Genomic DNA, 23,290 nt, shown 5'->3' on the forward strand with positions numbered 1-23,290 from the left:
AGCGCCCTTTAGTTGAGGATTTCGTTGAACGCTTCCCATGACGTCTCGCGTACTTCCTGTGGGAAATGAGAGCCGGCGGTTCAGCGAGGGATGGCCATGGTCAAGGCGCGCGTCGACACAGCCGAGTTGGTCGCCGGAAGGTACCGCCTCGTCGATGTCGTACATCGCGAGACGAACCGCGTCGGCTACTACGGCGAGGACCTGGAGACCGGACGTGCGTGCCTCCTGACACAGATCGGTCTTCCCGACGACGCGGGCCCGGACGACGCGCGCCGGGCCACTTCGCGCATCCTGCGCACGTCGGAGCGGATAGGGCTGCTGCGCCCGGGCCGGGTGGCGACGGTTCTGGACGTCGTCGCGGAGTCCGGCAGTCTGTGGATCGTCACCGAATGGATCGACGGCACACCCCTCGGGGAACTCCTCGCCCAGCAGGGCACGTTCAACTATGTGCGGGCCGCGCGTATCGGTCTGGAACTGCTCGATGTGCTGGAGGCCGCGCATGTCGCGGGCATCACGCACGGCGAGCTGAGTCCGGGCCAGGTGTTCGTGGGCGCCGACGGCTCGGTCGTGGTCAGCGGCTTCGGTCTGGCCGGAGCGACCCTCGCGCCCCGGGTCGCCGCGCCGTCGTACGCCTCGCCGGAACAGGCCCGTGACGAGCGGATCGGGCCGGCGTCCGATCTGTGGGCGCTGGGCGCGATCCTCTACACGATGGTCGAGGGACGTCCGCCGTACCGCGAACGGGACCGGCCCGAGAGCACGTTGAAGGGGGTCGACCGGCTTCCGCTGCGCGCCCCGGTGCGCGCCGGGCCGCTCACCCAGGCCGTGCAGGGGCTGCTGCGCAAGGACTCGCGGGAGCGGCTGAGCAGACCGGTGATCCGTGAGGCGCTGGCCCGCGTCGTGAACGACGACCCCGAGACGGCCACGCAGGCCATGCGCCGTCCCCGGCTCCGCGGCCGGGCCGCCGCTCCCGCATGGGGCAGACGCGCCATGGTCATCGGCACGGCGCTGGCCGTGGTCACCGTCGCGGCCGCCGTCCTCGTGGTGACCAACGGCACGCAGGACGACGCGGACTCCGCGGCGACCGGCACGGCGACCGGCCCGTCCGCCTCCGCCGACGCGCCGACCGCCCCCTCCGCCGGCGCCACGCCCAGCGCCTCCCCCACGCAGCGGGAGACCGCGCCGGGCACGGGGACCGGGTCGGGCACGGGGGCCGGGTCGGGCACGGGGGCCGGGTCGGGATCCCCCAGCGCCTCCCCCTCGGGCACGGCACTGCCCGACGGATTCCGGACGTACACCTCGCCCGACGGCTTCTCCATCGCCCTGCCCGACGGCTGGAAGCCCGTGGCCACCAGCCGGGCCTCGGACGTGGCGTACCGCGTCTTCTTCGGCGCCGAGGACGACGAGCGCAGACTGGTGATCACCTACAGCGAGGCGCTGGGGTCGGACCCGGTCGCCGTCTGGCGGGACGACGTCCAGCCCGATCTGGAGGAACGCAGCGACTTCCAGCGGATCGGCGACATCGAGGCGATCACGTACCAGGGGTACCGGGCCGCCGACATGGAGTGGGTCTCCGAGAAGGACGGCACCGCGTCGCGCACCTTCGGGCGCGGGTTCCTCATCGACGACCACCGTGGCTACTCGCTGCGCTGGACGACGCCCGAGGAGGACTGGGACGACGCCGTGAACCGGAAGGCCCTGGACACGTTCCTGCGGACCTTCCGGATCCCCGGCGACTGATCAGGCCGGCGGGCGGGGAGCGCCCATCGCCCGCAGCGACCGCGCGTGGAGCGGGTCCGTGCGCCAACGGGCCGCGAACGTACGGTCCTTCAGGGAACACGTGACGTCCAGGTGGTGCGGGGTCTCCAGGAAGGCCACGTCCACGACGAGGGTGCCGGCGTCGGTCCAGCCGCCGCTCGCCGCGGTGGGCACCGGCCCCTCGGTGACGGCCCAGCCTGTCTCCGCGAGCCGCACCTGAAGCGGCTGCCCGTCCTCGGTGAGCGTGAGGGTCCAGCCGTCCGCGCCGGGCGCGATGCCGATCGTCGTCAGCTTGGGCAGCGGTGCGCAGACACCGCCGTCCGGCGTGAACGCGGCGGCGGACCAGGCCTCGGCATCCCCGGGCGGCGCGGGCTCACCGGCGGCGGGCGGCAGCGCCAGACCGGCCAGCCGCTCCGCCAGGGCCGCGTCGGCCGCCTCACCGTCCTCCCGGGGCGTCGGCCCGAACGCGGGCAGCAGATGCTCCCAGACCAGGTTCAGCACGGTCTGCATGTCCCAGGTGTCCGCCGTCGTCGCGATCACCGCGTCGTGCTCGGGCAGCACGATGCAGAACTGGCCGAAGGCACCGTCGCCGCGGTAGCCGTGCCGGGACATCCAGAACTTGAAGCCGTAGCCCAGTTGCCAGTCGTCGCCCGGCATCACGCCGGCGTTCGCGATCTGCGTGCGTGTCGCCTCGGCGATCCACGACTCGGGCAGCAGCCGCTCGCCCTCCCAGACGCCGCCGTTCAGATACAGCTGGCCGAGCCGGGCGACGGCGTCTGTGGTGGCGTGCAGTCCGCTGAAGCCGAGCTCCTGGCCGCTGCGGTGCCGCAGCCATGCGATCTCACCGATGCCGAGCGGGTCCAGCAGGCGCGGGCGCAGATACTCGGTCAGCGACTGGCCGCTCGCGCGCTGCACGATGGCGGAGAGCGTGAAGGTGGCGGGCTGGTTGTAGGCGAAGACGGTGCCGGGGTCGCGTTGCGGGGGCACCAGGAGGAAGCCGCGCACGAGGTCATCGACGTCACGTTCGCGCGCCTCGGCGATGGTGTCCGTCTCGTGTCCGGTGGCCATGGACGCCACGTGCCGCACCAGCATGGCGCGGCTGCGCGGGTCGGTGATGTCGGCGTCGAGCTCGGGAAAGTACGAGAGCACCGGGTCGTCGAGACGTATCAGTCCCTCGCCGACGGCGATCCCGGCGGCGGCAGCGGTGAAGCTCTTACTGATCGAGTAGAGCAGGTGCGGCCGTTCGGCGGTGTAGGGCGCCCACCAGCCGGAGGCGACCAGCCGGCCGTGGCGCAGGATCATCAGGCTGTGCGGCTCGATGGTGGGGGCGGCGTCGAGGGCGTCGAGGAAGGCGAGGACACCGGTGGCGTCGACGCCCTGGGCGGCGGGGGTGCTCGAAGGCAGCTCGCGGGCAGACATACGTGCATCCTCCCCCGGCTTTCCGGCGTCGTCCGGGAGTCCTCGCATCCCTGCCACCGATCCCGCCCCGTCCGTCCCGTTTTCGACGCTCCTGTCCGGGGACTCGGGCGGCATGGTGAAGATCGGATACACGATGATGACCGAGCAGGCCGGCCCTCGTGCCCTGGTGGACCACCTGGTCCGCGCGGAGGAGGCGGGCTTCGACTTCTCCGTGGCCTCGGACCACTACTTTCCGTGGCTGCGTTCGCAGGGTCACTCACCGTATGTCTGGAGCGTGCTGGGCGCGGCGGCCCAGGCGACGCGGCGGATCCCGCTGATGACGTACGTGACGTGTCCGACGGTCCGCTATCACCCGGCGGTCGTGGCACAGAAGGCGGCCACGATGCAGTTGCTGTCCGAGGGCCGGTTCCGCCTGGGTCTGGGCTCGGGCGAGAACCTCAACGAGCATGTCGTGGGCGGCGGTTGGCCGTCGGTCGACATTCGGCACGAGATGCTCGAAGAGGCGGTGGAGATCATCCGGGCGCTGTTCGGAGGCGGCCATGTGAACCATCACGGCACCCACTTCGACGTGGAGTCCGCCCGTCTGTGGGACCTGCCGGACGAGCCGCCGCCCATCGGCGTCGCCGTCTCCGGGGAGCAGTCCTGCGAGCTCGCGGGCCGGCTCGGCGATCTGGTGATCGCCACGGAACCGAAGGCGGACCTGCTGGAGGCGTTCGATCGGCACGGCGGCGAGGGCAAGCCGCGTGTCGGTCAGCTGCCGGTGTGCCACGACCCCGACCGAGACGCCGCGGTCAAGCGCGCCCACGCGCAGTTCCGCTGGTTCGGCAGCGGCTGGAAGGTCAACTCGGAGCTACCGCACCCGGACTCCTTCGAGGCGGCGACCCAGTTCGTCACCCCGGACGACGTCGCCGGCTCCATCCCGTGCGGCGACGACCCGGACACCTTCGTCAAGGCCGTCCGCCCGTACGCCGAGGCGGGGTTCACCGAGATCGCGCTGGTACAGATCGGAGGCGAGGCGCAGTTGCCCTATCTCGACTGGGCACAGTCGACGCTGCTGCCCGCGCTTCGGGATGCCTTCGGCTGACGCCGACACCCCGCCCGCGCCCCGACCACGCCCGGGGCGCCGCGCGGGCGCCGCGCGGGCGCCGGGCGGGCGCCGGGTGCACGGGTGCACATACACACGGGTGCTGATGCACGGGTGTGGACGCGCGGGTACGGGTGCGAGGGTGCTGGTGCGCGGGTGCTGGTGTGCGGGTGCTGGTGCGCGAGTGCGGGTGCGCGGTGCGGGTGCGCGGTGCAAGTGCCATTAAGCTGCCGGTCTGCACTTTTCGCCGTCCGAGCAGCCCGTACAGGAGAGTCACCCGTGACACTGGCGTTCGTCCCACCCGAGACGTCCTCCGCATCCCAGGCCCCGCTGTCCGACCTCGTCGCGCGGGACGCGCGGGAGTTCGGGGTCTACGCGCGGACCGGCGGATGGGCCTTCGGCCTGATGGTGGCGCGCAGCGTGCGGCCCGGCGGGCAGGGCGCCGACGAGACGCCGAAGGTGTCAGCGAAGGAGTTCGCCGAACTCGCCGGGTGCTCCGCCGAGCGCGTCATGCGCTACTACAAGGCCTGGGACCGGGCCGCCGACGACGGTCTCGTCCCGCACTTCGAGGCACTCGCGCCGGGCCAGGAGGTCGAGCTGCCGGACTCCGACGTGTGGCTCAGCTACTACGTCTCCCGCAACAGCGCCACCTCCGAGCGCGGCACCGCCATCTCCGAGGCCGCCGAGGCCGAGGGCATCCGCCCGACCAAGGCCCTGGAGGTCGCCGAGAACCCCACCGCGCTGCGCGCGGCGATCCTCGCCGACCCCTCGACCGCCCGCGCGGCTCGCCAGGCGCTCCTGGACCGGGTGCGCGAGGACCCGGAACTGCAGGCCGAGCTGGCGCGCGACGTCGTGCGCACCGACGACCTGAAGAAGGCCGTCGCGACCGAGAGCCGGTCGGCCGACCGCATCGGGTACGTCCGTCAGATCGCCGAGTCCGGTCAGATCAGGACCCCGGCCGGGCAGACCGTCGACGTGCCCGTGGACCTGCGCCAGGAGGCCGAGCGGCATCTGTCGCTCATCGACGAGCTGGAGCAGGACGAGGACACCGGCGAGTGGGCCACCGACGCCTACGACACCATGAGGTCCCTCGTCGTCGAAGCCGTGGAGGCCGACCCCGAGCTGCGGGTCCAGGAGCGGCGGACGAAGTTCTACAACAGTCTCCAGCGGGCGACGAAGGTCTTCGAGGAGCTGACCTTCGACGATGTGCAGGAGTTCGTCGAGGACGACATGGTCCAGCAGCTGGAGGAGCTTCAGCACGCCATCGCCACGTGCATCGCCGCGCTGCAGGGGGCGCGGGGCGGTTCGCCGGCACAGCAGTAGCCGGACCTCGTCACAGCGGGGCGCCGCCGCTCACTCCGTGTGGCGGCGCCTTGCCCACAGCGGCAGGGCGAACCAGCAGATCAGGTACCAGACGACCACGCCCGTGACCAGCCAGGGCACGAATCCGTCGTCGGTGGCCACCCGCAGGATCAGCAGGAGCGAGCACGCCATGGTGGCGAGCAGCAGGACCAGGCCGACGAAGGTCAGCCGGGAGGCCCACTCCACCGCCTGCGGCTTGATGCGCCGCCCGGCGACCAGCCGGTGCAGGGACACGGGACCGATCAGGGCGCCGGTGGCGACGGCTCCGAGGACGACGGTCAGGATGTAGATGGCCTGGTTCGTGTCGTCGAGGGTGTCGTACTTCGGCGTGAACACGACCGTCAGCAGGAAGGCGAACAGGATCTGGACGCCCATCTGGGCCACCCGGACCTCTTGGATGAGCTCGCCCCACATGCGGTCGGCCCGCTCATCCGCGGTCTCGTTACGTCCCGTCCGGCTATCCGTTTCGGTCATGCGTCCCGGGTAACCCGGGCAAAGAATTTCAAAACTACGCCGCTCCGGGCGCGGCGGCAGGACCGCGCCCGGGAGCGCAGCGCTCCGACCCCGCCCGGAGCGTCGGCGGCTACCAGCGCTTTTCCACCTGCTCCTTGATCCGCCGGTCGTAGAGGTCCCGGACGGCCGTGAGCGTGTCCTCCGACAGCTCCGGCAGGTCCGCAGCGGCCGCGTTGGCGCGGGCCTGCTCGGCCGAGCGGGCGCCCGGGATGACGGTGGTCACGCCGGGCTGCTGGATGATCCAGCGCAGCGCCAGCTGGGCCGGCGTGAAGCCCTCGGGGGCGAGGCCGCTGAACTCGACGGCCGCCTCCACACCGGTGTCGTAGTCGACGCCGGAGAAGGTCTCGCCCTGGTCGAAGGACTCGCCGTGCCGGTTGTAGGTGCGGTGGTCGTTCGCGGGGAAGACGGTGTCCTTCGTGTACTTGCCGGACAGCAGGCCGGACGCCAGCGGGACGCGGGCGATGATGCCGACGCCCGCCTCCCGTGCGGCGGGCAGCACCTCCAGCAGGGGCTTCATGCGGAACGCGTTGAGGATGATCTGCACGCCGGCCACACCCGGCCGGGCGATGGCGGTCAGTGCCTCGGCGCAGGTCTCCACGCTGACGCCGTAGTGGGCGATGCGCTCCTCCTCGACCAGGGTGTCCAGGGCGTCGAACACCTCGTCCGTCGAGTAGACCGGCGTCGGCGGGCAGTGCAGCTGGACCAGGTCGAGGCGGTCCACGCCGAGGTTGCGCCGCGAACGGTCGTTCCAGGCGCGGAAGTTGTCGAGGACGTAGTTCTCCGGGATCTGGTCGACGCGGCGGCCCATCTTGGTCGCCACGAAGATGTCCAGCTCGGGCCGGCCGCGCAGGAAGGCGGCGATGGTCTGCTCACTGCGCCCGTCGCCGTAGACGTCGGCCGTGTCGAAGAAGGTCACCCCCGACTCGACCGCTGCCTCCAGCACCGCAAGGGCTTGCTTCTCGTCGACGTCACCCCAGTCGGCGCCCAGCTGCCACGTACCGAGTCCGATGACGGATGCCCGCTGACCCGACCTGCCGATTACACGCTCGTCCATGGCGTCAGTGTGTCATTCGCCGGTCGCCGGCGCGGAGCGGACCCCTCCGCCGGCGTTCCCCGTGCGCCGTCCCCTGACACGGGTGAATCGCCACGGGCGGGCAAGCGGTTGCCGTCGGGACGCTGCAGCTCGGGCTGTGATCGACGTCTTTGGCGCGGCGCACCCCAGCCATACGAACCCGGCGATCCTCAGCACTTTGAGCCGCAGGGGTGGGGGCGGGCCACCGGGACTCCGGACGGGCTCGACCCCCACCGGGTGTTCGGGACCGCCTTCCTGGATCGTCGCCGGAATGGCGCGGCTACCTGCGGGCTGCCCGGCCCTGCGCGGTGCGCGCGACCTTCGGCCCCAGCCAGCGCTTGAGCCGGCGCAGCGCCTGGAGTTGCCCGGCCGCCCTGTCGAGCCGGTAGTACAGCTGGGGCGGTACGTAGGGCAGCAGGGGCGAGTGACGCTGGCCGAGCAGGGCGAACATCTGCCGTGGGGGCAGGTCGATGTAGCGGGGCAGGTTCTCGTACCACAGGGCACTGTGCCGGGCCGCGCTCTGGCGCGACAACAGGGCTGTCCTGCGCTCCTGTTCGTACCGGGCGAGGGCCTGCGGGAGGGCGGGCCGCTCGTGCAGCACGCCGGCCAGGGCGATGGCGTCCTCCAGGGCGAGTGTCGTGCCGGCGCCGATGGAGTAGTGGGTGGTGTGGGCGGCGTCGCCGATGAGGACGACGTTGCCGCGGTGCCAGGTGCGGTTGGTGACGGTGCGGAAGGTCAGCCAGGGCGTGCCGCCGTCCGGTGACGGGCGGCCGATGAGGGGGTGGCCGTCGAGGATCCCGGCGAAGAGCTTCTCCAGCAGGGCCAGTCCGTCGGCCTCGGGCGCGCGGTCGAGGCCGAGGCCGGTCCAGGTCTCGGGGGCGCACTCGACGACGCAGGTGCCGGCCGCGGGCCCGAAGCCGTATCCGTAGCACCAGATCCAGCCGTGCTCGGTCTCGGTGAAGGCGAAGGTGAAGGTGTCGAAGCTCTTGCTCGTGCCGAGCCAGATGTAGCGGTTGCGGCCGGTGTCGATCCGGGTGCCGAAGTGGTCGGCGTGCCGGGTGCGCAGGGCGCTGTGCACGCCGTCACCCGCGACGACCAGGTCAGCGGCGGGCAGGTCGCCCGGGTCGATCGTGCTCCCGAACTCCAGGTGGACGCCCAGCGAGCGGGCGCGTCCGGCGAGGATCTCCAGCAGCCGGTGGCGGCCGATGCCGTGCCCCTCGTCACCGGGCCGACGGGTCGTCAGGCCCCGTACGTGGGCCACGCCCTCGTTCCATCGGACCGAGCCGGCCTCGATCGCGCGTGCCGTCTCGGGGTCGTGGGTGCGCAGCTGGTCGAGCAGGCCGCGCCAGTACGTGACGCCCCAGCCGTAGGTGGTGCCCTCCGCGTTGCGTTCGTGGACGGTGATGTCATGGGACGGGTCCCGCAGCTTGAGCAGGATCGAGAGATACAGACCGGCGGGCCCGCCGCCGACGCAGGCGACCTTCACGTATACCCCTAGAAATTGTCCCAATACGGTCATTTCGGATCCGCAGGGTAGCAGGACCGGCGCACCTTTCCGCGGCGTTCCGGATCGCGCCAATCTCAGGGGGTGAGACACACCACTGACGCCCCGATCGTCCGCGAAGGAACACCGGGAACACGCCCACCAGGAGAAGGAATTACCCGTTCCGGGGTGGGCGAGGGCCAATCGCAGCAAGATCACCTTCGTTCAAACTTGCATGACATGTGACTACTTGTCCGGATCGGGGCCAACCACTCGCGACCGATTTCTCCCGCTCTCCCGGGGCCCGATAGGCATACGGCGTCAGCACCCGAACGCACCATCGAACCCACTCAGGAGATCCGCATGCCGGAACTCAGCCGTCGCCGCGCGCTCACCGCCGGGGCCGCCCTCACCGCCGCCGGGGTCGGTGCCCTCGTCCAGACGCTCAATGCCCCGGTCGCGTCCGCCTCGGGGCAGGCCGGGCACCCGGAGCACACCGGCCACCAGGGGCACGACCAGCACTCCCCCGCGCCCTTCGACGAGGTCTACAAGGGCCGCCGGATACAGGGCCGGCCGGCCTCGGGCGGCGCCCATCAGCATCACGGCGGCGGCTACGCCGTGTTCGTCGACGACGTCGAGCTGCACGTCATGCGCAACGCCGACGGCAGCTGGATCAGCGTCGTCAGCCACTACGACCCGGTGTCCACGCCGCGGGCCGTCGCCCGCGCCGCCGTGGACGAACTCCAGGGCGCCGCGCTGCTGCCCTTCCCCGCCAACTGAACCACCGCACCCGCACTCTGGAGCACTCCCGACCATGACCGTCCGCAAGAACCAGGCCGTCCTGACCGCCGACGAGAAGCGCCGATTCGTCGCCGCCCTCCTGGAGTTGAAGCGCAGCGGCCGCTACGACTCCTTCGTCACGACCCACAACGCCTTCATCGTCGGCGACACCGACAACGGCGAACGCACCGGCCATCGTTCACCGTCGTTCCTGCCCTGGCACCGCAGATTCCTGCTCGAGTTCGAGCGCGCGCTGCAGGAGGTGGACGCCTCGGTCGCGCTGCCGTACTGGGACTGGAGCACCGACCGCACCATACGGTCCTCGCTGTGGGCGCCGGACTTCATGGGCGGCACCGGACGCAGCCGCGACGGACAGGTGATGGACGGGCCCTTCGCCGCGTCGGCCGGGAACTGGCCGATCAAGGTGCGTGTCGACGGCCGTACGTTCCTGCGCCGCTCCCTCGGCACGTCCGTACGGGACCTGCCGACCCCGGCCGAGGTGGAGTCCGTGCTGGCCATGCCGACGTACGACATGGCGCCCTGGAACAGCGCCTCGGACGGCTTCCGCAACCACCTCGAAGGCTGGCGCGGCGTCAATCTGCACAACCGGGTCCATGTGTGGGTCGGCGGGCAGATGGCCACCGGCGCGTCGCCCAACGACCCGGTGTTCTGGCTGCACCACGCCTACATCGACAAGCTGTGGGCGGACTGGCAGCGGCGCCACCCCGGCTCCGGCTACGTGCCGACCGCGGGCACCCCGAACGTGATCGACCTGGGTGCCACGATGAAGCCGTGGAACGACGTGCGCCCCGCCGATCTGCTCGACCACACCGCGCACTACACCTTCGACGCGGCCTGAGCCCCGCGGCAACTGCCTTTCAGGCGTCCGCGGTGCGGCACTCCGGGTGGCCCCAGCCCTGGGCGTTCTTGGCGATCTGCTCGCCCGCCGCATAGCTGCGACCGCACAGGCAGCGGCCCGGGAACTTGGCCTTGATGGTCCGTGAGGAGCTGCCGTTCTTCCGGGCGGTGGCGGCCTTGCGGCGCGGCGCCTTGGCCTGCGGGGTGTCCGGGGAGGGCGGCGGCTGCGGCGAGCCGAGTTCGCTGCCCGCGGGCTCCTGCACGGTGGCGGCCTGGCTGGCGGCGCGGTCGGCGAAGTCGTTGAGCGGGTCGCCGTCGACCTGGTGGGCGGGGACGTAGCGGAAGTCGACCTCGCGGCCGTCGAGCAGTTCGTCGATGCGTACGACCAGGTCCTGGTTGGCGACGGGCTTGCCCGCGGACGTCTTCCAGCCGTTGCGCTTCCAGCCGGGCAGCCAGGTGGTGACGGCCTTCATGGCGTACTGCGAGTCCATGCGGATCTCCAGCGGTACGCCGGGGTCGACAGCCGTGAGGAGCCGCTCCAGCGCGGTCAGTTCCGCGACGTTGTTGGTGGCCCTGCCCAGCGGCCCCGCCTCCCAGCGGGCCGGGGTCTCCGTCTCGTCGGCGACGACCCACGCCCAGCCCGCCGGCCCCGGGTTTCCCTTGGAAGCCCCGTCGCACGCGGCCACAACACGTTCACGCATGCGCCCGATCATGCCATGGGCCGGCGGGCCGACCGGTCGCGGGTGCGATCGCCGATCGGTCTCGGTCGGTCGTGGTCGGCCGACGATCAGGAGACGTCGGTCGTCTGCGGCATCTCGCCCTCGGTCGTGGTGACGTCGATCACCGAGAAGTTGGCGCCCTGCGGGTCACTGAGCGCGGCGAACCGGCCGAACGGCGAGGTCATCGGGCCGAAGCGGAGCACGGCACCCTGCTTGGTGGCGCGGGCCACGGCGTCGTCGCAGTTCTCGACCGTGAAATAGACGTTGATGTAGGAGGGGACCTCGGGCGGGAACTCGTCGGTCATCTGCATGCGGCCGAGGACCATGTCCTCGCCGATCGAGTAGATCCGGAAGTCGACCGCGTCGTCCTCCATCTGTTTGGCGCCGTACCCGAAGACCGCCGGGAAGAACGTGTCCGGCTTGTCCCGCTCGCGGGTGAAGACCTCGCCCCAGCAGTACGCGCCGGGCTCCTCCATCGGCGCCTCGAAGCCCTCGTGGGTGCCGGGCTGCCACAGCCCGAAGACCGCGCCGCTGGGTTCGCGGGCCAGGCACATGCTGCCGAACTCGCCGACCGCCATCGGCTCCATCAGGATCTCGCCACCGTTCTCACGGATCTTCCCGGCGGTGGCGTTCACGTCGGCGGTGGCGAAGTAGAGACACCACTGCGACTGGCCCTCCTGACCCGGCATGGGCGGCACGACCGCGGCGGCCGCCTTCTCGTTCGCGTAGGCCTGCGTGTAGTTGCCGTACTCCGACGACTGCTCGCCGAACGTCCAGCCGAGGACGTCGCCGTAGAAGTTCTTGGCCCCCTCGATGTCGCTGAACATCGCGTCGGCCCAGATGGGGGTTCCTTCAGGTTTCGCGGCCATGGTTGCGGCCCTCTCCCGGATCGGTGAGTTGTCCGGATTCTTACGCTAGTCACCGGGCCGTCGGGTCGCGCGCCGAATGCCTCGTTCCGTTCCAGACTGGAGAAGAGGGCTTCCGGTCGAGGGACGGACTCGGTATGGCGGACGCGACGATGCGGGCATGGTCGGTGGTCGAGCCGGGACCCGTCGAGGACGGAGCGGGGCCGCTGAGGCTGGTCGAGAAACCGGTTCCGGTGCCCGGGGACGACGAGCTGCTGGTGCGGGTGCGGGCGTGCGGGGTGTGCCGTACCGATCTGCATGTCGCCGAGGGCGATCTGCCGGTGCACCGGCCGGGCGTCACGCCGGGGCACGAGGTCGTCGGCGTGGTCGCGGCCCTCGGCGCGGCGGTGCGGGCCTTCGACGTCGGCGAGCGGGTCGGCGTCGCCTGGCTGCGGCGGACCGACGGCACGTGCGGCTACTGCCTGCGCGGGTCGGAGAACCTGTGCCCGGCGTCCACGTACACCGGCTGGGACGCCGACGGCGGATACGCCGAGTACACGACCGTGCCTGCGGCGTTCGCCCACCGGCTGCCCGGCGCCCTGGACGACGTTGCGCTCGCGCCGCTGCTGTGCGCCGGGATCATCGGGTACCGCGCGCTGCGCCGCTCGGCACTGCCGCCGGGCGGGCGGCTCGGGCTGTACGGCTTCGGGGGCAGCGCTCATCTGTGCGCACAGGTGGCGCTGGCCGAGGGCGCCACCGTGCACGTCCTCACGCGCGGGGCGGACGCGCGGAGGCTGGCGCTCGACCTGGGTGCCGCCTCGGCGGGGGACGCGTACGCGGCACCGCCGGAGCCGCTGGACAGCGCGATCCTGTTCGCGCCCGCCGGCGAGCTGGTCCCGGTCGCGCTGCGGGCCCTCGACCGCGGCGGGACGCTGGCGGTCGCCGGGATCCATCTCAGCGACATCCCGGTACTGCGCTACGAGAGCGAGCTGTTCTACGAGAAGCAGGTGCGCAGCGTCACCTCCAACACCCGCGAGGACGCCCGTGAGTTCCTGGCACTCGCCGCCGAGTACTCGGTGCACGCCACCACGCACCCCTATCCGCTGTCACGGGCGGACCGGGCGCTGAGCGATCTGAAGGCCGGCCGGTTCGACGGCGCCGCCGTCCTGGTGAACGACCTGTCCTGAAGACCCCTGCGCCGACCCGGCAGGAGCGAGCCGGTGATCGCGCCCCGCACGCCCGCAGGTCAGGGCGGACGCGACCGGCGTGCGCGCACATGATCCCGCGCGCCGCGCCTCGGCGGAGGGTTTGCACCACCCGGGTGACGAAACCGCCCCCTTCACGCCGTACCGGGCGAACCACCCACGCTGTTTGTCTTGTCCTTGCGGCGCGTACGGCCCATGCGTGCCACAAGGCCGCCGTCTTCGCGCCCGGAGACTGCCGTCGTCTCCGACCACTTCGCTCACCCCTGACCACCCTCCAGGGAGGAAATACGTGTCCGTACCCGAGAGTGCTGCCGGACCCGCCGCCGACGAGGCCGCCCCCACCACCGACGGACCACTGACCAGTCTCAGCACCCAGGCGGCACGCCAGCTCGCCACCACCACCAAGTCCGAACCCCAGATGCAGGCCATCTCCTCGCGATGGCTGCTGAAGATGCTGCCGTGGGTCGACGTCAAGGGCGGCACCTACCGGGTCAACCGGCGTCTGCAACTGCGGGTCGGCCGTGGCCGGGTGCAGTTCGAGCAGAACGGGTCCTACGACATCAAGGTCATCCCCCGGACGCTCACCGAACTGCCCGCCCTGCGGGGCTACGACGACATGGACGTCCTGAAGGAGATCGCGAGCCGGTTCCGGGTGCGCGAGGTCCGGGCCGGCCAGGTCCTCGTCCAGGCCGGGCAGCCGGTCCAGGAGGCCTACGTCGTCGTGCACGGCCGCCTCACCCGCTTCACCGAGGGCAAGTACGGCGAGGAGGAGATCCTCGGCGTCGTCACCGACGGCGACCAGATCGGCGACGAGGCCATCGGCCAGGGCGACCCGCTGTGGCTGAGCTCGGTGCGGGCCGAGACCGCGGGCGTGCTGATGGTGCTGCCCTGGAGCACGGTCCAGGAGTTCTCCGACCGGGTGCCGTCCCTCGCGGAGCACCTGTCGGCGTACGCGGAGCGGCAGCAGCTGCCGATGAACCGCAAGGGCGAGGCCGATGTCCCGGTGCAGGCCGGCCATGTCGGCGAGCCCACCATCGGCGGCGGCTACGTCGACTACGAACTCGCCCCGCGCGAGTACGAGTTGTCGCTGACGCAGACCGTGCTGCGGGTGCACACCCGGGTCGCCGACCTGTTCAACAACCCGATGAACCAGACCGAGCAGCAGCTCCGGCTTACCATCGAGGAGATCCGCGAGCGCCAGGAGTGGGAGCTGGTCAACAACCGGGAGTTCGGCCTGCTGCACAGCGCGGACTACGGGCAGCGCATCAGCACCTTCACCGGGCCGCCGACACCGGACGACATGGACGAACTGCTGTCCATGCGGCGCAAGACCAAGCTGTTCATCGCGCATCCGAAGGCGATCGCGGCCTTCTTCCGGCAGTGCAACCGGCGTGGCCTGGTGCCCGGCACGGCGAATGTCGACGGCCACGAGATCCCCGCCTGGCGCGGTGTACCGATCTTCCCGTGCAACAAGATCCCGATCAGCCCGCAGCACACCAGCAGCATCATCGCGCTGCGCACCGGCGAGGGGGACCAGGGCGCCATCGGGCTCTACCAGACCGGGATCCCCGAGGAGCACCAGCCGGGACTGAACGTGCGGTTCATGGGGATCGACGCCAACTCGATCATCCGTTACCTCGTCACCGCCTACTACTCGATGGCGATCCTCGTGCCCGACGCGGTCGGGATCCTCGAGAACGCCCAGATCGGCCGGACCCCTGAGTGAGCGTGTGGAGATCCCGATGAGTACGACCGCCTCCTCACCGGCCCTGCCCGGGCCGCCCAACCTCGCCCGGAGCATCCGGGAACGGCGGGGCGGCGCGATCCCCGGGCTGCACTGCCGGCAGGTGGCCCCCGCGGACCCGGAGAAGGTCGCGGAGGTCGACCGCAGGCTGGAGGAGTGGGCCCGCGGTCTCGACCTGTTCCCGCCGGCCTGGTCGGGGGACTTCTCCGGTTTCCAGTTCGGCCGGGCCGTGGTGCTCCAGCATCCGGGGGCCGTCGACCTGGAGCGGCTGACGGCGGCCGGCAAGCTGCTGCTGGCCGAGAACATCGTCGACAGCTGCTACTGCGAGGTGGACGAGGGCAGGGGCGCGACCCGCAGCGGGCTCGGCGGCCGGCTGATCATGGCCCAGTCGGCGCTGGATCCCTTCCACGCCACTCCCGAGTTCCAGGAGCAGTGGGCGCACGGCATGCAGGCGGACGGTCCGCTGCGCTCGTACCACTGGGCGCTCAAGGACTACGCGGCGCTGGCGACACCGAGCCAGACCGACCGGCTCGTGCACGACCTCGCCCGGCTGCACCTGGGCTATCTGGCCGAGGCGGCCTGGAGCGAGACACGGTACGTCCCCGCCGTGTGGGAGTACCTGGTGATGCGGCAGTTCAACAACTTCCGGCCCTGTCTGTCGATCGTCGACGCCATCGACGGCTACGAACTGCCGGAGCAGGTGTACGCCCGCCCCGAGCTCCAGCGGATCACCGCGCTCGCCTGCAACGCCACGACGATCGTCAACGACCTGTACTCCTTCACCAAGGAGCTGGCAGGCGACCCCACCCATCTGAATCTGCCGCAGGTCGTCGCAGCCAACGAGCGCTGCGGCCTCAAGGCCGCCTATCTCAAGGCGGTCGAGATCCACAACCGGATCATGGCGGCGTTCGAGGAGGAGTCGGCCCTGCTCGCCGCCACCTCGCCGCTCGTCGAGCGGTACGCCCGGAGCCTGGACGACTGGGTGGCCGGGAACCACGAGTGGCACGCCACCAACACCCACCGCTACCACCTGCCCAACTACTGGTAGAGCGCAATCGCATGACAGAACGTCACCAGCACCAGCAAGAGGAGTCACCGTTGACCATCGCCCCCGAAGCGGACACCAAGGCAAAGTCGGTGCCGACCCAGTCCACGTACCAGAACCGCGTCGCGGACTACTGGAACGCCGAGGAGAACCCGGTCAACCTGGAACTCGGGAAGCTCGACGACCTGTACCACCATCACTACGGCATCGGGGACGCCGACCGTTCCGTGCTCGACGAGCCCGATCCGGAGCTGCGTCGTGAGCGCGTCACCGCCGAACTGCACCGGCTGGAGCACGCCCAGGCCGAACTGCTCGCCGGGCGCCTCGGCCCCCTGTCCCCCACCGACCGCGTCTTCGACGCCGGCTGCGGGCGCGGTGGCGGCAGTGTCGTGGCCAATCTGCGCTACGGCTGCCACGCCGACGGCGTCACCATCTCCGAGAAGCAGGCCGAGTTCGCGAACGCGCAGGCCCGCAAGCGGGGCATCGACGGCCGGGTGCGCTACCACCACCGGAACATGCTGGACACCGGGCTGCCCACCGGGGCGTACGCGGCCTCCTGGAACAACGAGTCCACCATGTACGTCGAACTCGACCTGCTGTTCGCCGAGCACGCCCGGCTGCTGCGTCGCGGCGGCCGCTATGTGGTGATCACCGGGTGCTACAACGACACCTACGGACAGGCCTCGCGCGAGGTGTCCCTCATCAACGCCCACTACATCTGCGACATCCACCCGCGCTCGGCGTACTTCCGCGCGATGGCCCGCAATCGCCTCGTCCCCGTCCATGTGCAGGATCTGACGGAGGCGGCCATCCCCTACTGGGAGTTGCGGCGCGAGGCGGAGCACCTGGTGACCGGGATCGAGGACACGTTCATCGACGCGTACCGCAACGGCAGCTTCCAGTACCTGATGATCGCGGCGGACCGGGTCTGACGACGATCGGACGCGTGTCGGCCATGGGCGTTTGGTGGCCGACGCGTGTCTTCCCCCTTGAGCCGGGCCGTGCTTGCCTGGGGAGCCGTTTTCGGTGTCCGGGGCGGGAGTCGCCGTATGCGCAAGCCGTGGTTCGTGGGGATGCTGCTGGCCGCCGTGCTGCTCGGCGCGTGCGGGGATCCGGAGTCCGGGGCGCAGGCCGCGCCGCCTCCGGAGGTGCCGCGGGCCTCGGTCACCACCCAGCAGCGGGCGCCGGCCTCGGCTTCGGCCTCACCGAGCGCCACCCCGGCGGACGCGCCGGCCGTGCTGTACCTGGGCGACTCGCTCGCGATGGAGGCGCAGAAGGTGGTCGGCCAGGAGGTGCGCGAGGGGCTGCGGGCGACGTACACGAGCGCGCCGTACTCGGGCACCACCCTGTGCGACTACCTGGAGGGCACGGGCGAGCGGTCCCTCGTCCCGGCCGCCGACAAGGCCGCCGCCCTGGTGCGCCGACTGCGGCCGGACTTCGTGGTGCTGCAGTTCTGGGGCAACGCCTGGGGCTACACGCCGTGCATGGACGGCATCACCCATGACGCGTCCCCCGAGCGGTACTTCGAGCGGTACGCGGCCGACATGAAGCGGCTCGCCGACCAGATCGCCGGCGCCGGGGACACACGGATCGTCTGGGTCCTCCAGGGACCGGACCCGATCACGCCCGACCGGGTCCGACGCGTCAACGCCCTGTACGAGGAGCGGGCCGCGGCCGCCGGCGAGCTGGTCGCCGACGCGGGCCGGGCGGTGAGCGCGGCCGGGGCGCGCTACTCCTGGGTCCAGTACCTGCCGTGCACGGCGTACGAGCGCGCGCACGGCGCGTACTGCACCCAGCCGGGACGTGACCGTACGGCCCTGCACCGCGACGACGACTATCTGCACTTCTGTCTCGCGCCCACGACCTCGACGCCGAAGCCGTGCCCGGTCCGCTCGCCCGGGATCCTGCGGATCGCGCTGGAGATCACCCGGGTGATCCGCGAGAACCCGTAGCGGCGGATCGGGGTCACTCGCCCGCGTAGGCCTTCTCCAGGGCGGCGATGTCGAACTTGTGCATCGCCATGAACGCCTTGGTCACCCGGGCCGCCTTCGCCGGGTCCGGGTCGGTGATCATCGCGTCGAGCCGCTCGGGCACGATCTGCCAGGACACCCCGAAGCGGTCCTTGAGCCAGCCGCACGGACCCGGCTCGCCGCCGTTCTCGGTGAGCTTGGCCCAGTAGTAGTCGATCTCCTCCTGGTTCTCGCAGAACAGCATGAAGGAGGTCGCCTCGGTGAACGTGAACTGCGGGCCGCCGTTGAGTCCGAGGAACTTGTGGCCGTTGGCGGTGAACTCGACGGTCATCACGCTTCCGGCGGGCTGCATCGCGCCCTCGGGGTAGCGCGCGACCTTGCCGACGCTGGAGTTCTTGAAGACCGAGACGTAGAAGTGGGCGGCCTCCTCGGCCTGGCCGTCGAACCAGAGACACGTGGTGAAACCGTCGGTTGCCATGAGTACCTCCTGGGGCGTGGATCCGCTGTCATGTGTGTCGACCGGTGCGCGCGGCGAAACTCATCGCCCGGGCCGTCGCCGAATTCAGGTGGCCGATACACCCACACGAACTAGCATCCGGGCATGACGTCATCGCCCCCGGACGGCCTCCGGCCCTTCCGCCTCGACATCCCGCAGAGCGAACTCGACGATCTCCACGACCGGCTCGACCGCACCCGCTGGCCCGGCGAGATCCCCGGATCCGGGTGGGCGTACGGCGTGCCGACGGACTATCTGCGCGAGCTCGTACGGTACTGGCGGCACGACTACGACTGGCGTGCGGCGGAGGCGCGGCTGAACGAGTGGCCGCAGTTCACGACGACGATCGACGGGGCGAACGTGCACTTCGCCCATGTCCGCTCGCCCGAGGCGGACGCCACCCCGCTGATCATCACGCACGGCTGGCCCGGGTCGATCGTGGAGTTCCTCGACGTCGTCGGTCCGCTCACCGACCCGGCCGCGCACGGCGGCGATCCGGCGGACGCCTTCCATGTGGTGGTGCCGAGCATCCCGGGGTTCGGGCTGTCCGGGCCGACGACGGAGCCGGGCTGGGAGGCGGGCCGGGTCGCCGACGCCTGGGCCGAGCTGATGCGCCGGCTCGGCTACCAGCGGTTCGGCGCGCAGGGCGGCGACTGGGGCGCGGCCATCTCCCGTGAGCTGGGCCGGGCGCACTCCGGGCGGGTCGTCGGCGTGCATCTCAATCTGCTGCCGGGCGCGCAGGCGGCCACGGAGCCGACGCCGGAGCAACTCGACGCGCTGAGCCCCGAGGAGCGGGAACGAGCGCTCGCCTCGTGGCGCCGGTGGGCGGCGTGGTCACGTGACGGGATCGGCTACTACCACCAGCAGGCCACCCGGCCGCAGACCCTGGCGTACGGGCTCACCGACTCGCCGGTGGGCCAACTCGCCTGGATCGTGGAGAAGTTCAGGGAGTGGACGGACTCCGAGGACCTGCCGGAGAAGGCGATCGACCGGGACCGGATGCTCACCAACGTGATGCTGTACTGGCTGACCGGGACCGCCGGTTCGTCCGCCCGTATCTACTACGAGCGGGCCCACCCGCGGGAACGGGTGGCGCAGCCCTCCGAGCCGTCCGCCGCGCCGACCGCGCTCGCCCTCTTCCCGGCCGAACCGCAGATCCCGCTCCGGCACAAGGCGGAGCGCACCGAGAACCTGGTGCGCTGGACCGAGTTCGACCGGGGCGGGCACTTCGCGGCGATGGAGGAGCCGGACCTCCTGGTGGACGACGTGCGGGCGTTCTTCCGGCAGCTGCGGAAGAGCTCTGCCGTCAGCTGATCTGCCACGGGCAGAGAAATCCGCCGCCGGCGTCGTGCGCGGCCGACAGTGGGGTCACCGGCATCCATCACCACGAGGAGACCCGATGACTCCACTGTCGACGCTTCAGCCCCGTGCCGAGGAGGGCGACGCCCCACCGACGCGGTTCGACGACCATCTCGCCGCCCAACTGCTGGGCCAGCGGATCGTGTTCCTCGGGACCGAGGTCACCGAGGCGTCCGCGAACCGGATCTGCGCCCAGCTGCTCCTGCTGTCGGCGGAGGACCCGCGCACCGACATCAGCCTGTACATCAACAGCCCGGGCGGGTCCGTGTACGCGGGTCTCGCGATCTACGACACGATGCGGCTCATCCCGAACGACGTCTCGACGCTCGCCATGGGGTTCGCGGCCAGCATGGGCCAGTTCCTGCTCTGCGGCGGCACGCCCGGCAAGCGGTACGCCCTGCCGAACGCGCGGATCATGATGCACCAGGGGTCCGCGGGCATCGGTGGCACCGCCGCCGACATCGAGATCCAGGCGGAGAACCTGGAGCACAGCAAGCGGACCATGGAGCGGCTCCTCGCCGAGAACACCGGGCAGGCCCCGGAGACCATCTCGCGGGACGGTGACCGCGACCGCTGGTTCACGGCCGAGGAGGCCAGGGAGTACGGCATGGTGGACCAGGTCGTCCAGTCCCTCGCAGACGTCCGCCCGGCCGCCTCGAAGCGACGGATGGGGCTGTGACATGGGGAACTACACGATTCCGTACGTCGTCGAGCGGACCGCGCACGGCGAGCGTTCCTCCGATGTGTTCAGCCGGCTGCTGTCGGAGCGGATCATCTTCCTCGGCACCGAGATCGACGACGGCGTCGCCAACGTAGTCATCGCCCAGCTCCTCCATCTGGAGTCGGCGGCTCCGGAGAACGAGATCGCGATCTACATCAACTCCCCCGGCGGCTCGTTCACTTCACTCATGGCGATCTACGACACCATGACGTACGTGCAGGCGCCGATCTCGACGTTCTGTGTGGGGCAGGCGGCCTCGACGGCCGCCGTTCTGCTGGCCGGGGGCGATCCGGGGCGACGGTTCGTGCTGGAGCACGCGCGGGTGCTGCTCGGTCAGCCCGCCTCGGGCGGCAGCCGGGGCAGCATCTCCGATCTCGCCCTCCAGGCCCAGGAGATGGCCCGGATCCGTTCGCAGGTCGAGGAGGTGCTGGCCCGGCACACCGATCACGACATCGCGACCCTGCGCGCGGACATGGACCGCGACAAGGTGTTCACCGCGCCGGAGGCCGTCGCGTACGGCCTGGCCGACGAGGTGGTGAGCCGGCGCCTCGTGCGGGTCTGAGGCGCCGGCGCGTCCGTCAGGCCGCGAGGCACAGTCCGTCGTACGACTGAGTCGCCCTGCCGCGGCTGCCACCCGGCACCCGGCGGGCGGTGACCCGGACGAGTTCGCCCTGTGCCAGTGAGAGCAGGTCGCCGAGTCCGAGGCCGAGGGCGTGGGCCGCGGCCGCGAGGACCTCCGAGGAGGCCTCCTTGCGGCCGCGCTCCACCTCCGAGAGGTACGGCATGGAGATCCGGGCGGCGTCGGCCACGTCCTTCAGCGTCCGCTCCTGCGCGAGGCGTTCCCGGCGCAGGACGTCGCCGACGAGGTCGCGCCAGAGGGGTTCCCGGGGCGCGGGCGCCCGGGGCGCAGCGGTCGGCGGTGCGGCTGCGGGGGCGGTGGCAGGGCGTGGGGACGCGGGGCGGGTCGGTCCCGGGCGCGTGGCCGGCGGGCGGGCGGCCTGCGGGCGCAGGGGAATGACGCGGGCTTCGTTCGGCGCTTGTTCGCTCACCTTCCCAGCCTAGGAACGCCGGGCGTCAGGGGAAGGGATCGGCGTTCCGCCCTGGGGGAAATCGGGACTGCTGTCCCTCACTCGTCGGCCAGGTGCAGCACCGCGCGCACCCGCTTGCCGACCGGCACGCGCTCGACGGCTACCTCGGCCGCGAGCGCGTGCACTATCTCCAGGCCGTGCCGGCCGACCCGCTCCGGGTCCTTGGGGTAACGGCGGGGCAGGGCGGAGCTGCTGTCGTACACGCAGACCGACACCGCGTCGTCCGTGCCCTCCAGATCCAGGATGTACGGGCCGTTGCTGTGCCGGTCGGCGTTGGTGACCAGCTCACTGACCACCAGAAGCACCTTGTCCTCGTCGGGCGCGCCGATCACGGCGCACCACTCGGTCCTGAGCCTGCCCAGGAACCGCGCGGCGAAGGACCGCGCCTCGGCGATGCATCCCGGTTCACCGCTGTAGTGCGCTACCCGCCTCAGTGGTTCCACGGGCACGTCGAAACCAGTAGGAATCACTGCCCCGTCCGCGTGCTCGATCATGCGTTTCTCTCTCGGAAGCCGGCACTGGCCGGATGCTGCTGCATCTGTCCTGTTACCCAGAGCGCGGCGGCGCAGTCACCGTGCAGGTGGCGCCGTACGTCACAGCGCCGGGGATGGGGGTGCGGCCTCGGTCGGCGCCGACTGCGACGTGGTCGTCGTGTCCTGGTCCGGGGGCGGCGGGGCGGAGGTGTCGGGCGTGTCGGGCTCGGACGTCTGGGGTTCGCTCGTGGTGGGCTCCGTGGTCGCCGTTCCGGGTTCGGACGTCCGCGGAGCGGTCGGGGAGCTCGGTGAGGCCGGCATGCTCACCGACGGGGTGGGCTTCGCCGGGCGGTGGGTCTTCCTGTCCTTGTCGCCGTCGTCGCCCCGGTGGCGGGCGATCCACTCGTCCGCGGCGGCGTCGTAGATGACGAACACGTCGACGATCGTCCGTGCGGGGGTGACCACCACCACGTTCGAGGAGCGGTAGGACGGCCAGGAGTCGCCGGTCCGCTCGAGCGTGCCCTGCTGGGGGACGGGCCGGGTCAGCGGGTTGCCGCAGGCGCAGCGCACCCGGGGCTCCCCGCGGTCGTCGACCAGGACCGCGGTGCCCGCCTGGAGGACGGCCTGATAGCTGGTGGCGGCTCCGTCGACGTATCCGTGGTTGGTGACGCGGGTGTCCAGGCGGAGCTGGACGGGGGTCAGCGAGCGCAGGTAGGCGGGCACGTCGCCGGAGTCGACGCGGGCGACCGAGGCGAAGGCCCGGTTCTTGTCCGGGGCCGCGCGGAGGTGGCCGATCTGCTTCTCCACGTCGCAGGCGGCGACGTCGCGGGTGCCGCCGTACAGACCCGGGGCGCCGCCGTCGACGCCGCGCAGCTCGTTCGACTGCGCCGACTCGGTGGGCGGGGACGGGGTGGCGGGCGGGGCGGAGCTGTCGTTGGCGGTGGACTCGGTGAAGGGGTCGGGGCCCCGCTTGTCCGCCGCCTGGAGGAAGACCTCGCCGCTCTGTCCGGTGCTGCCGCCGCCTCCGTCACCGCGGGAGAGGACGACGGCGAGCACCACGGCGGCCACGGCCACGGCGGTCAGGGCCGCGACGCGGGGCGCGGACCGCCACCAGGGCCGGTGGGGGCCGGAGCCGCCGGGCTCCGGGGCGCCCGCGCCGGACGGGGGCTGCGAGGGCGGGCCGGAGGGCGGCTGGGAGGGGCCCGACAGGGGGCCCGAGGGGGGTCCCGTGGGCCGGTCGGACGACGGAGGTTCGACGCTCACAAGGCCATTCTGTGTTCCGATCCCGCGCCGCTCGCA

The 23,290-nt window shown here is 71.4% G+C and carries 23 protein-coding genes; 13 read left to right on the forward strand and 10 right to left on the reverse strand.

Features of this window, described 5'->3' with window-relative positions:
• Positions 1-90 precede the first annotated feature (90 nt).
• The gene (locus ACGFW6_RS09570; RefSeq protein WP_393506419.1) at positions 91-1,737 is read left to right on the forward strand and encodes a serine/threonine protein kinase; all 1,647 of its coding nucleotides are present in this window, start codon (positions 91-93) and stop codon (positions 1,735-1,737) included.
• Here the strand turns inward: ACGFW6_RS09570 and ACGFW6_RS09575 are convergent, their stop codons facing one another.
• The gene (locus ACGFW6_RS09575; RefSeq protein WP_393506420.1) at positions 1,738-3,174 is read right to left on the reverse strand and encodes a serine hydrolase domain-containing protein; all 1,437 of its coding nucleotides are present in this window, start codon (positions 3,172-3,174) and stop codon (positions 1,738-1,740) included.
• A gap of 112 nt (positions 3,175-3,286) precedes the next feature.
• On the opposite strand from ACGFW6_RS09575, the gene ACGFW6_RS09580 reads away from it, so the two are divergent.
• Together ACGFW6_RS09580 and ACGFW6_RS09585 are read left to right on the forward strand one after the other, a co-directional pair.
• Positions 3,287-4,258: an LLM class F420-dependent oxidoreductase gene (locus tag ACGFW6_RS09580; protein WP_393506422.1), complete on the forward strand. Its 972-nt coding sequence runs from the start codon at positions 3,287-3,289 to the stop codon at positions 4,256-4,258.
• Between the two features lie 279 nt (positions 4,259-4,537).
• The gene (locus ACGFW6_RS09585) at positions 4,538-5,581 is read left to right on the forward strand and encodes a hypothetical protein (RefSeq protein ID WP_393506424.1); all 1,044 of its coding nucleotides are present in this window, start codon (positions 4,538-4,540) and stop codon (positions 5,579-5,581) included.
• 30 nt (positions 5,582-5,611) lie between these two features.
• Here ACGFW6_RS09585 and ACGFW6_RS09590 read toward each other — a convergent pair whose 3' ends face one another.
• From ACGFW6_RS09590 to ACGFW6_RS09600, 3 genes are all read right to left on the reverse strand, one after another.
• Complete coding sequence (locus ACGFW6_RS09590; RefSeq protein WP_393506426.1) at positions 5,612-6,094, reverse strand: DUF6328 family protein; 483 nt, start codon at positions 6,092-6,094, stop codon at positions 5,612-5,614.
• A gap of 109 nt (positions 6,095-6,203) precedes the next feature.
• A complete protein-coding gene (locus tag ACGFW6_RS09595) occupies positions 6,204-7,187 on the reverse strand; it encodes an aldo/keto reductase (protein WP_393506428.1) in 984 nt (327 codons plus the stop codon).
• A gap of 298 nt (positions 7,188-7,485) precedes the next feature.
• Positions 7,486-8,691, reverse strand: coding sequence for an FAD-dependent monooxygenase (locus ACGFW6_RS09600; protein WP_393506430.1), 1,206 nt, complete (start codon positions 8,689-8,691; stop codon positions 7,486-7,488).
• A gap of 360 nt (positions 8,692-9,051) precedes the next feature.
• Between ACGFW6_RS09600 and ACGFW6_RS09605 the strand changes: the two genes are divergently transcribed.
• Together ACGFW6_RS09605 and ACGFW6_RS09610 are read left to right on the forward strand one after the other, a co-directional pair.
• Positions 9,052-9,468 (forward strand): tyrosinase cofactor, encoded by a 417-nt coding sequence (locus ACGFW6_RS09605; RefSeq protein ID WP_393506432.1) that lies wholly within the window; start codon positions 9,052-9,054, stop codon positions 9,466-9,468.
• 34 nt (positions 9,469-9,502) lie between these two features.
• Positions 9,503-10,327: a tyrosinase family protein gene (locus tag ACGFW6_RS09610; protein ID WP_393506433.1), complete on the forward strand. Its 825-nt coding sequence runs from the start codon at positions 9,503-9,505 to the stop codon at positions 10,325-10,327.
• A 19-nt stretch (positions 10,328-10,346) separates the two neighbouring features.
• Here ACGFW6_RS09610 and ACGFW6_RS09615 read toward each other — a convergent pair whose 3' ends face one another.
• Positions 10,347-11,039, reverse strand: coding sequence for a ribonuclease H (locus ACGFW6_RS09615; protein WP_393506435.1), 693 nt, complete (start codon positions 11,037-11,039; stop codon positions 10,347-10,349).
• 74 nt (positions 11,040-11,113) lie between these two features.
• Positions 11,114-11,914: a VOC family protein gene (locus ACGFW6_RS09620; RefSeq protein ID WP_393506437.1), complete on the reverse strand. Its 801-nt coding sequence runs from the start codon at positions 11,912-11,914 to the stop codon at positions 11,114-11,116.
• Between the two features lie 149 nt (positions 11,915-12,063).
• Between ACGFW6_RS09620 and ACGFW6_RS09625 the strand changes: the two genes are divergently transcribed.
• From ACGFW6_RS09625 to ACGFW6_RS09645, 5 genes are all read left to right on the forward strand, one after another.
• Positions 12,064-13,077: a zinc-binding alcohol dehydrogenase family protein gene (locus ACGFW6_RS09625; RefSeq protein ID WP_393506988.1), complete on the forward strand. Its 1,014-nt coding sequence runs from the start codon at positions 12,064-12,066 to the stop codon at positions 13,075-13,077.
• A gap of 307 nt (positions 13,078-13,384) precedes the next feature.
• Positions 13,385-14,821, forward strand: coding sequence for a family 2B encapsulin nanocompartment shell protein (locus tag ACGFW6_RS09630; protein WP_393506439.1), 1,437 nt, complete (start codon positions 13,385-13,387; stop codon positions 14,819-14,821).
• A gap of 16 nt (positions 14,822-14,837) precedes the next feature.
• On the forward strand, positions 14,838-15,887 hold the full coding sequence (locus ACGFW6_RS09635) for a family 2 encapsulin nanocompartment cargo protein terpene cyclase (protein ID WP_393506441.1): 1,050 nt from the start codon (positions 14,838-14,840) through the stop codon (positions 15,885-15,887).
• 50 nt (positions 15,888-15,937) lie between these two features.
• Positions 15,938-16,816 carry a geranyl diphosphate 2-C-methyltransferase gene (locus ACGFW6_RS09640; RefSeq protein WP_393506443.1) on the forward strand — a complete coding sequence of 293 codons (879 nt, stop codon included), beginning with the start codon at positions 15,938-15,940 and terminating at the stop codon, positions 16,814-16,816.
• 117 nt (positions 16,817-16,933) lie between these two features.
• Complete coding sequence (locus ACGFW6_RS09645; protein ID WP_393506445.1) at positions 16,934-17,836, forward strand: SGNH/GDSL hydrolase family protein; 903 nt, start codon at positions 16,934-16,936, stop codon at positions 17,834-17,836.
• 13 nt (positions 17,837-17,849) lie between these two features.
• On the opposite strand, the gene ACGFW6_RS09650 is transcribed toward ACGFW6_RS09645, so the two are convergent.
• A complete protein-coding gene (locus ACGFW6_RS09650; protein WP_393506447.1) occupies positions 17,850-18,332 on the reverse strand; it encodes a VOC family protein in 483 nt (160 codons plus the stop codon).
• Positions 18,333-18,455: 123 nt separating this feature from the next.
• On the opposite strand from ACGFW6_RS09650, the gene ACGFW6_RS09655 reads away from it, so the two are divergent.
• From ACGFW6_RS09655 to ACGFW6_RS09665, 3 genes are all read left to right on the forward strand, one after another.
• Positions 18,456-19,664 (forward strand): epoxide hydrolase family protein, encoded by a 1,209-nt coding sequence (locus ACGFW6_RS09655; protein ID WP_393506449.1) that lies wholly within the window; start codon positions 18,456-18,458, stop codon positions 19,662-19,664.
• 85 nt (positions 19,665-19,749) lie between these two features.
• Positions 19,750-20,388 carry a ClpP family protease gene (locus ACGFW6_RS09660; RefSeq protein ID WP_393506451.1) on the forward strand — a complete coding sequence of 213 codons (639 nt, stop codon included), beginning with the start codon at positions 19,750-19,752 and terminating at the stop codon, positions 20,386-20,388.
• A gap of 1 nt (position 20,389) precedes the next feature.
• Positions 20,390-20,992, forward strand: coding sequence for a ClpP family protease (locus ACGFW6_RS09665; protein WP_393506453.1), 603 nt, complete (start codon positions 20,390-20,392; stop codon positions 20,990-20,992).
• Between the two features lie 16 nt (positions 20,993-21,008).
• Here ACGFW6_RS09665 and ACGFW6_RS09670 read toward each other — a convergent pair whose 3' ends face one another.
• The 3 genes from ACGFW6_RS09670 to ACGFW6_RS09680 form a co-directional block, all read right to left on the reverse strand.
• Positions 21,009-21,479: a helix-turn-helix domain-containing protein gene (locus ACGFW6_RS09670; protein WP_393506455.1), complete on the reverse strand. Its 471-nt coding sequence runs from the start codon at positions 21,477-21,479 to the stop codon at positions 21,009-21,011.
• 77 nt (positions 21,480-21,556) lie between these two features.
• Positions 21,557-22,012 carry an ATP-binding protein gene (locus tag ACGFW6_RS09675; protein WP_393506457.1) on the reverse strand — a complete coding sequence of 152 codons (456 nt, stop codon included), beginning with the start codon at positions 22,010-22,012 and terminating at the stop codon, positions 21,557-21,559.
• Between the two features lie 99 nt (positions 22,013-22,111).
• Positions 22,112-23,254 carry a DUF6777 domain-containing protein gene (locus tag ACGFW6_RS09680; protein ID WP_393506459.1) on the reverse strand — a complete coding sequence of 381 codons (1,143 nt, stop codon included), beginning with the start codon at positions 23,252-23,254 and terminating at the stop codon, positions 22,112-22,114.
• Between the last annotated feature and the right edge of the window lie 36 nt (positions 23,255-23,290).

It is taken from the genome of Streptomyces sp. Y7, assembly GCF_043195415.1.
Classification (GTDB): domain Bacteria; phylum Actinomycetota; class Actinomycetes; order Streptomycetales; family Streptomycetaceae; genus Streptomyces.

Excerpts from the sequence above, each read along its gene's own strand:
- ACGFW6_RS09655 (WP_393506449.1), top strand. The coding sequence starts at position 18,456 with ATGACGTCATCGCCCCCGGACGGCCTCCGGCCCTTCCGCCTCGACATC.
- ACGFW6_RS09645 (WP_393506445.1), top strand. The coding sequence starts at position 16,934 with ATGCGCAAGCCGTGGTTCGTGGGGATGCTGCTGGCCGCCGTGCTGCTC.
- ACGFW6_RS09590 (WP_393506426.1), bottom strand. The coding sequence starts at position 6,094 with ATGACCGAAACGGATAGCCGGACGGGACGTAACGAGACCGCGGATGAG.
- ACGFW6_RS09675 (WP_393506457.1), bottom strand. The coding sequence starts at position 22,012 with ATGATCGAGCACGCGGACGGGGCAGTGATTCCTACTGGTTTCGACGTG.
- ACGFW6_RS09605 (WP_393506432.1), top strand. The coding sequence starts at position 9,052 with ATGCCGGAACTCAGCCGTCGCCGCGCGCTCACCGCCGGGGCCGCCCTC.
- ACGFW6_RS09580 (WP_393506422.1), top strand. The coding sequence starts at position 3,287 with ATGGTGAAGATCGGATACACGATGATGACCGAGCAGGCCGGCCCTCGT.
- ACGFW6_RS09620 (WP_393506437.1), bottom strand. The coding sequence starts at position 11,914 with ATGGCCGCGAAACCTGAAGGAACCCCCATCTGGGCCGACGCGATGTTC.
- ACGFW6_RS09650 (WP_393506447.1), bottom strand. The coding sequence starts at position 18,332 with ATGGCAACCGACGGTTTCACCACGTGTCTCTGGTTCGACGGCCAGGCC.
- ACGFW6_RS09625 (WP_393506988.1), top strand. The coding sequence starts at position 12,064 with ATGCGGGCATGGTCGGTGGTCGAGCCGGGACCCGTCGAGGACGGAGCG.
- ACGFW6_RS09660 (WP_393506451.1), top strand. The coding sequence starts at position 19,750 with ATGACTCCACTGTCGACGCTTCAGCCCCGTGCCGAGGAGGGCGACGCC.
- ACGFW6_RS09595 (WP_393506428.1), bottom strand. The coding sequence starts at position 7,187 with ATGGACGAGCGTGTAATCGGCAGGTCGGGTCAGCGGGCATCCGTCATC.
- ACGFW6_RS09575 (WP_393506420.1), bottom strand. The coding sequence starts at position 3,174 with ATGTCTGCCCGCGAGCTGCCTTCGAGCACCCCCGCCGCCCAGGGCGTC.
- ACGFW6_RS09570 (WP_393506419.1), top strand. The coding sequence starts at position 91 with ATGGCCATGGTCAAGGCGCGCGTCGACACAGCCGAGTTGGTCGCCGGA.
- ACGFW6_RS09610 (WP_393506433.1), top strand. The coding sequence starts at position 9,503 with ATGACCGTCCGCAAGAACCAGGCCGTCCTGACCGCCGACGAGAAGCGC.
- ACGFW6_RS09615 (WP_393506435.1), bottom strand. The coding sequence starts at position 11,039 with ATGATCGGGCGCATGCGTGAACGTGTTGTGGCCGCGTGCGACGGGGCT.
- ACGFW6_RS09635 (WP_393506441.1), top strand. The coding sequence starts at position 14,838 with ATGAGTACGACCGCCTCCTCACCGGCCCTGCCCGGGCCGCCCAACCTC.
- ACGFW6_RS09665 (WP_393506453.1), top strand. The coding sequence starts at position 20,390 with ATGGGGAACTACACGATTCCGTACGTCGTCGAGCGGACCGCGCACGGC.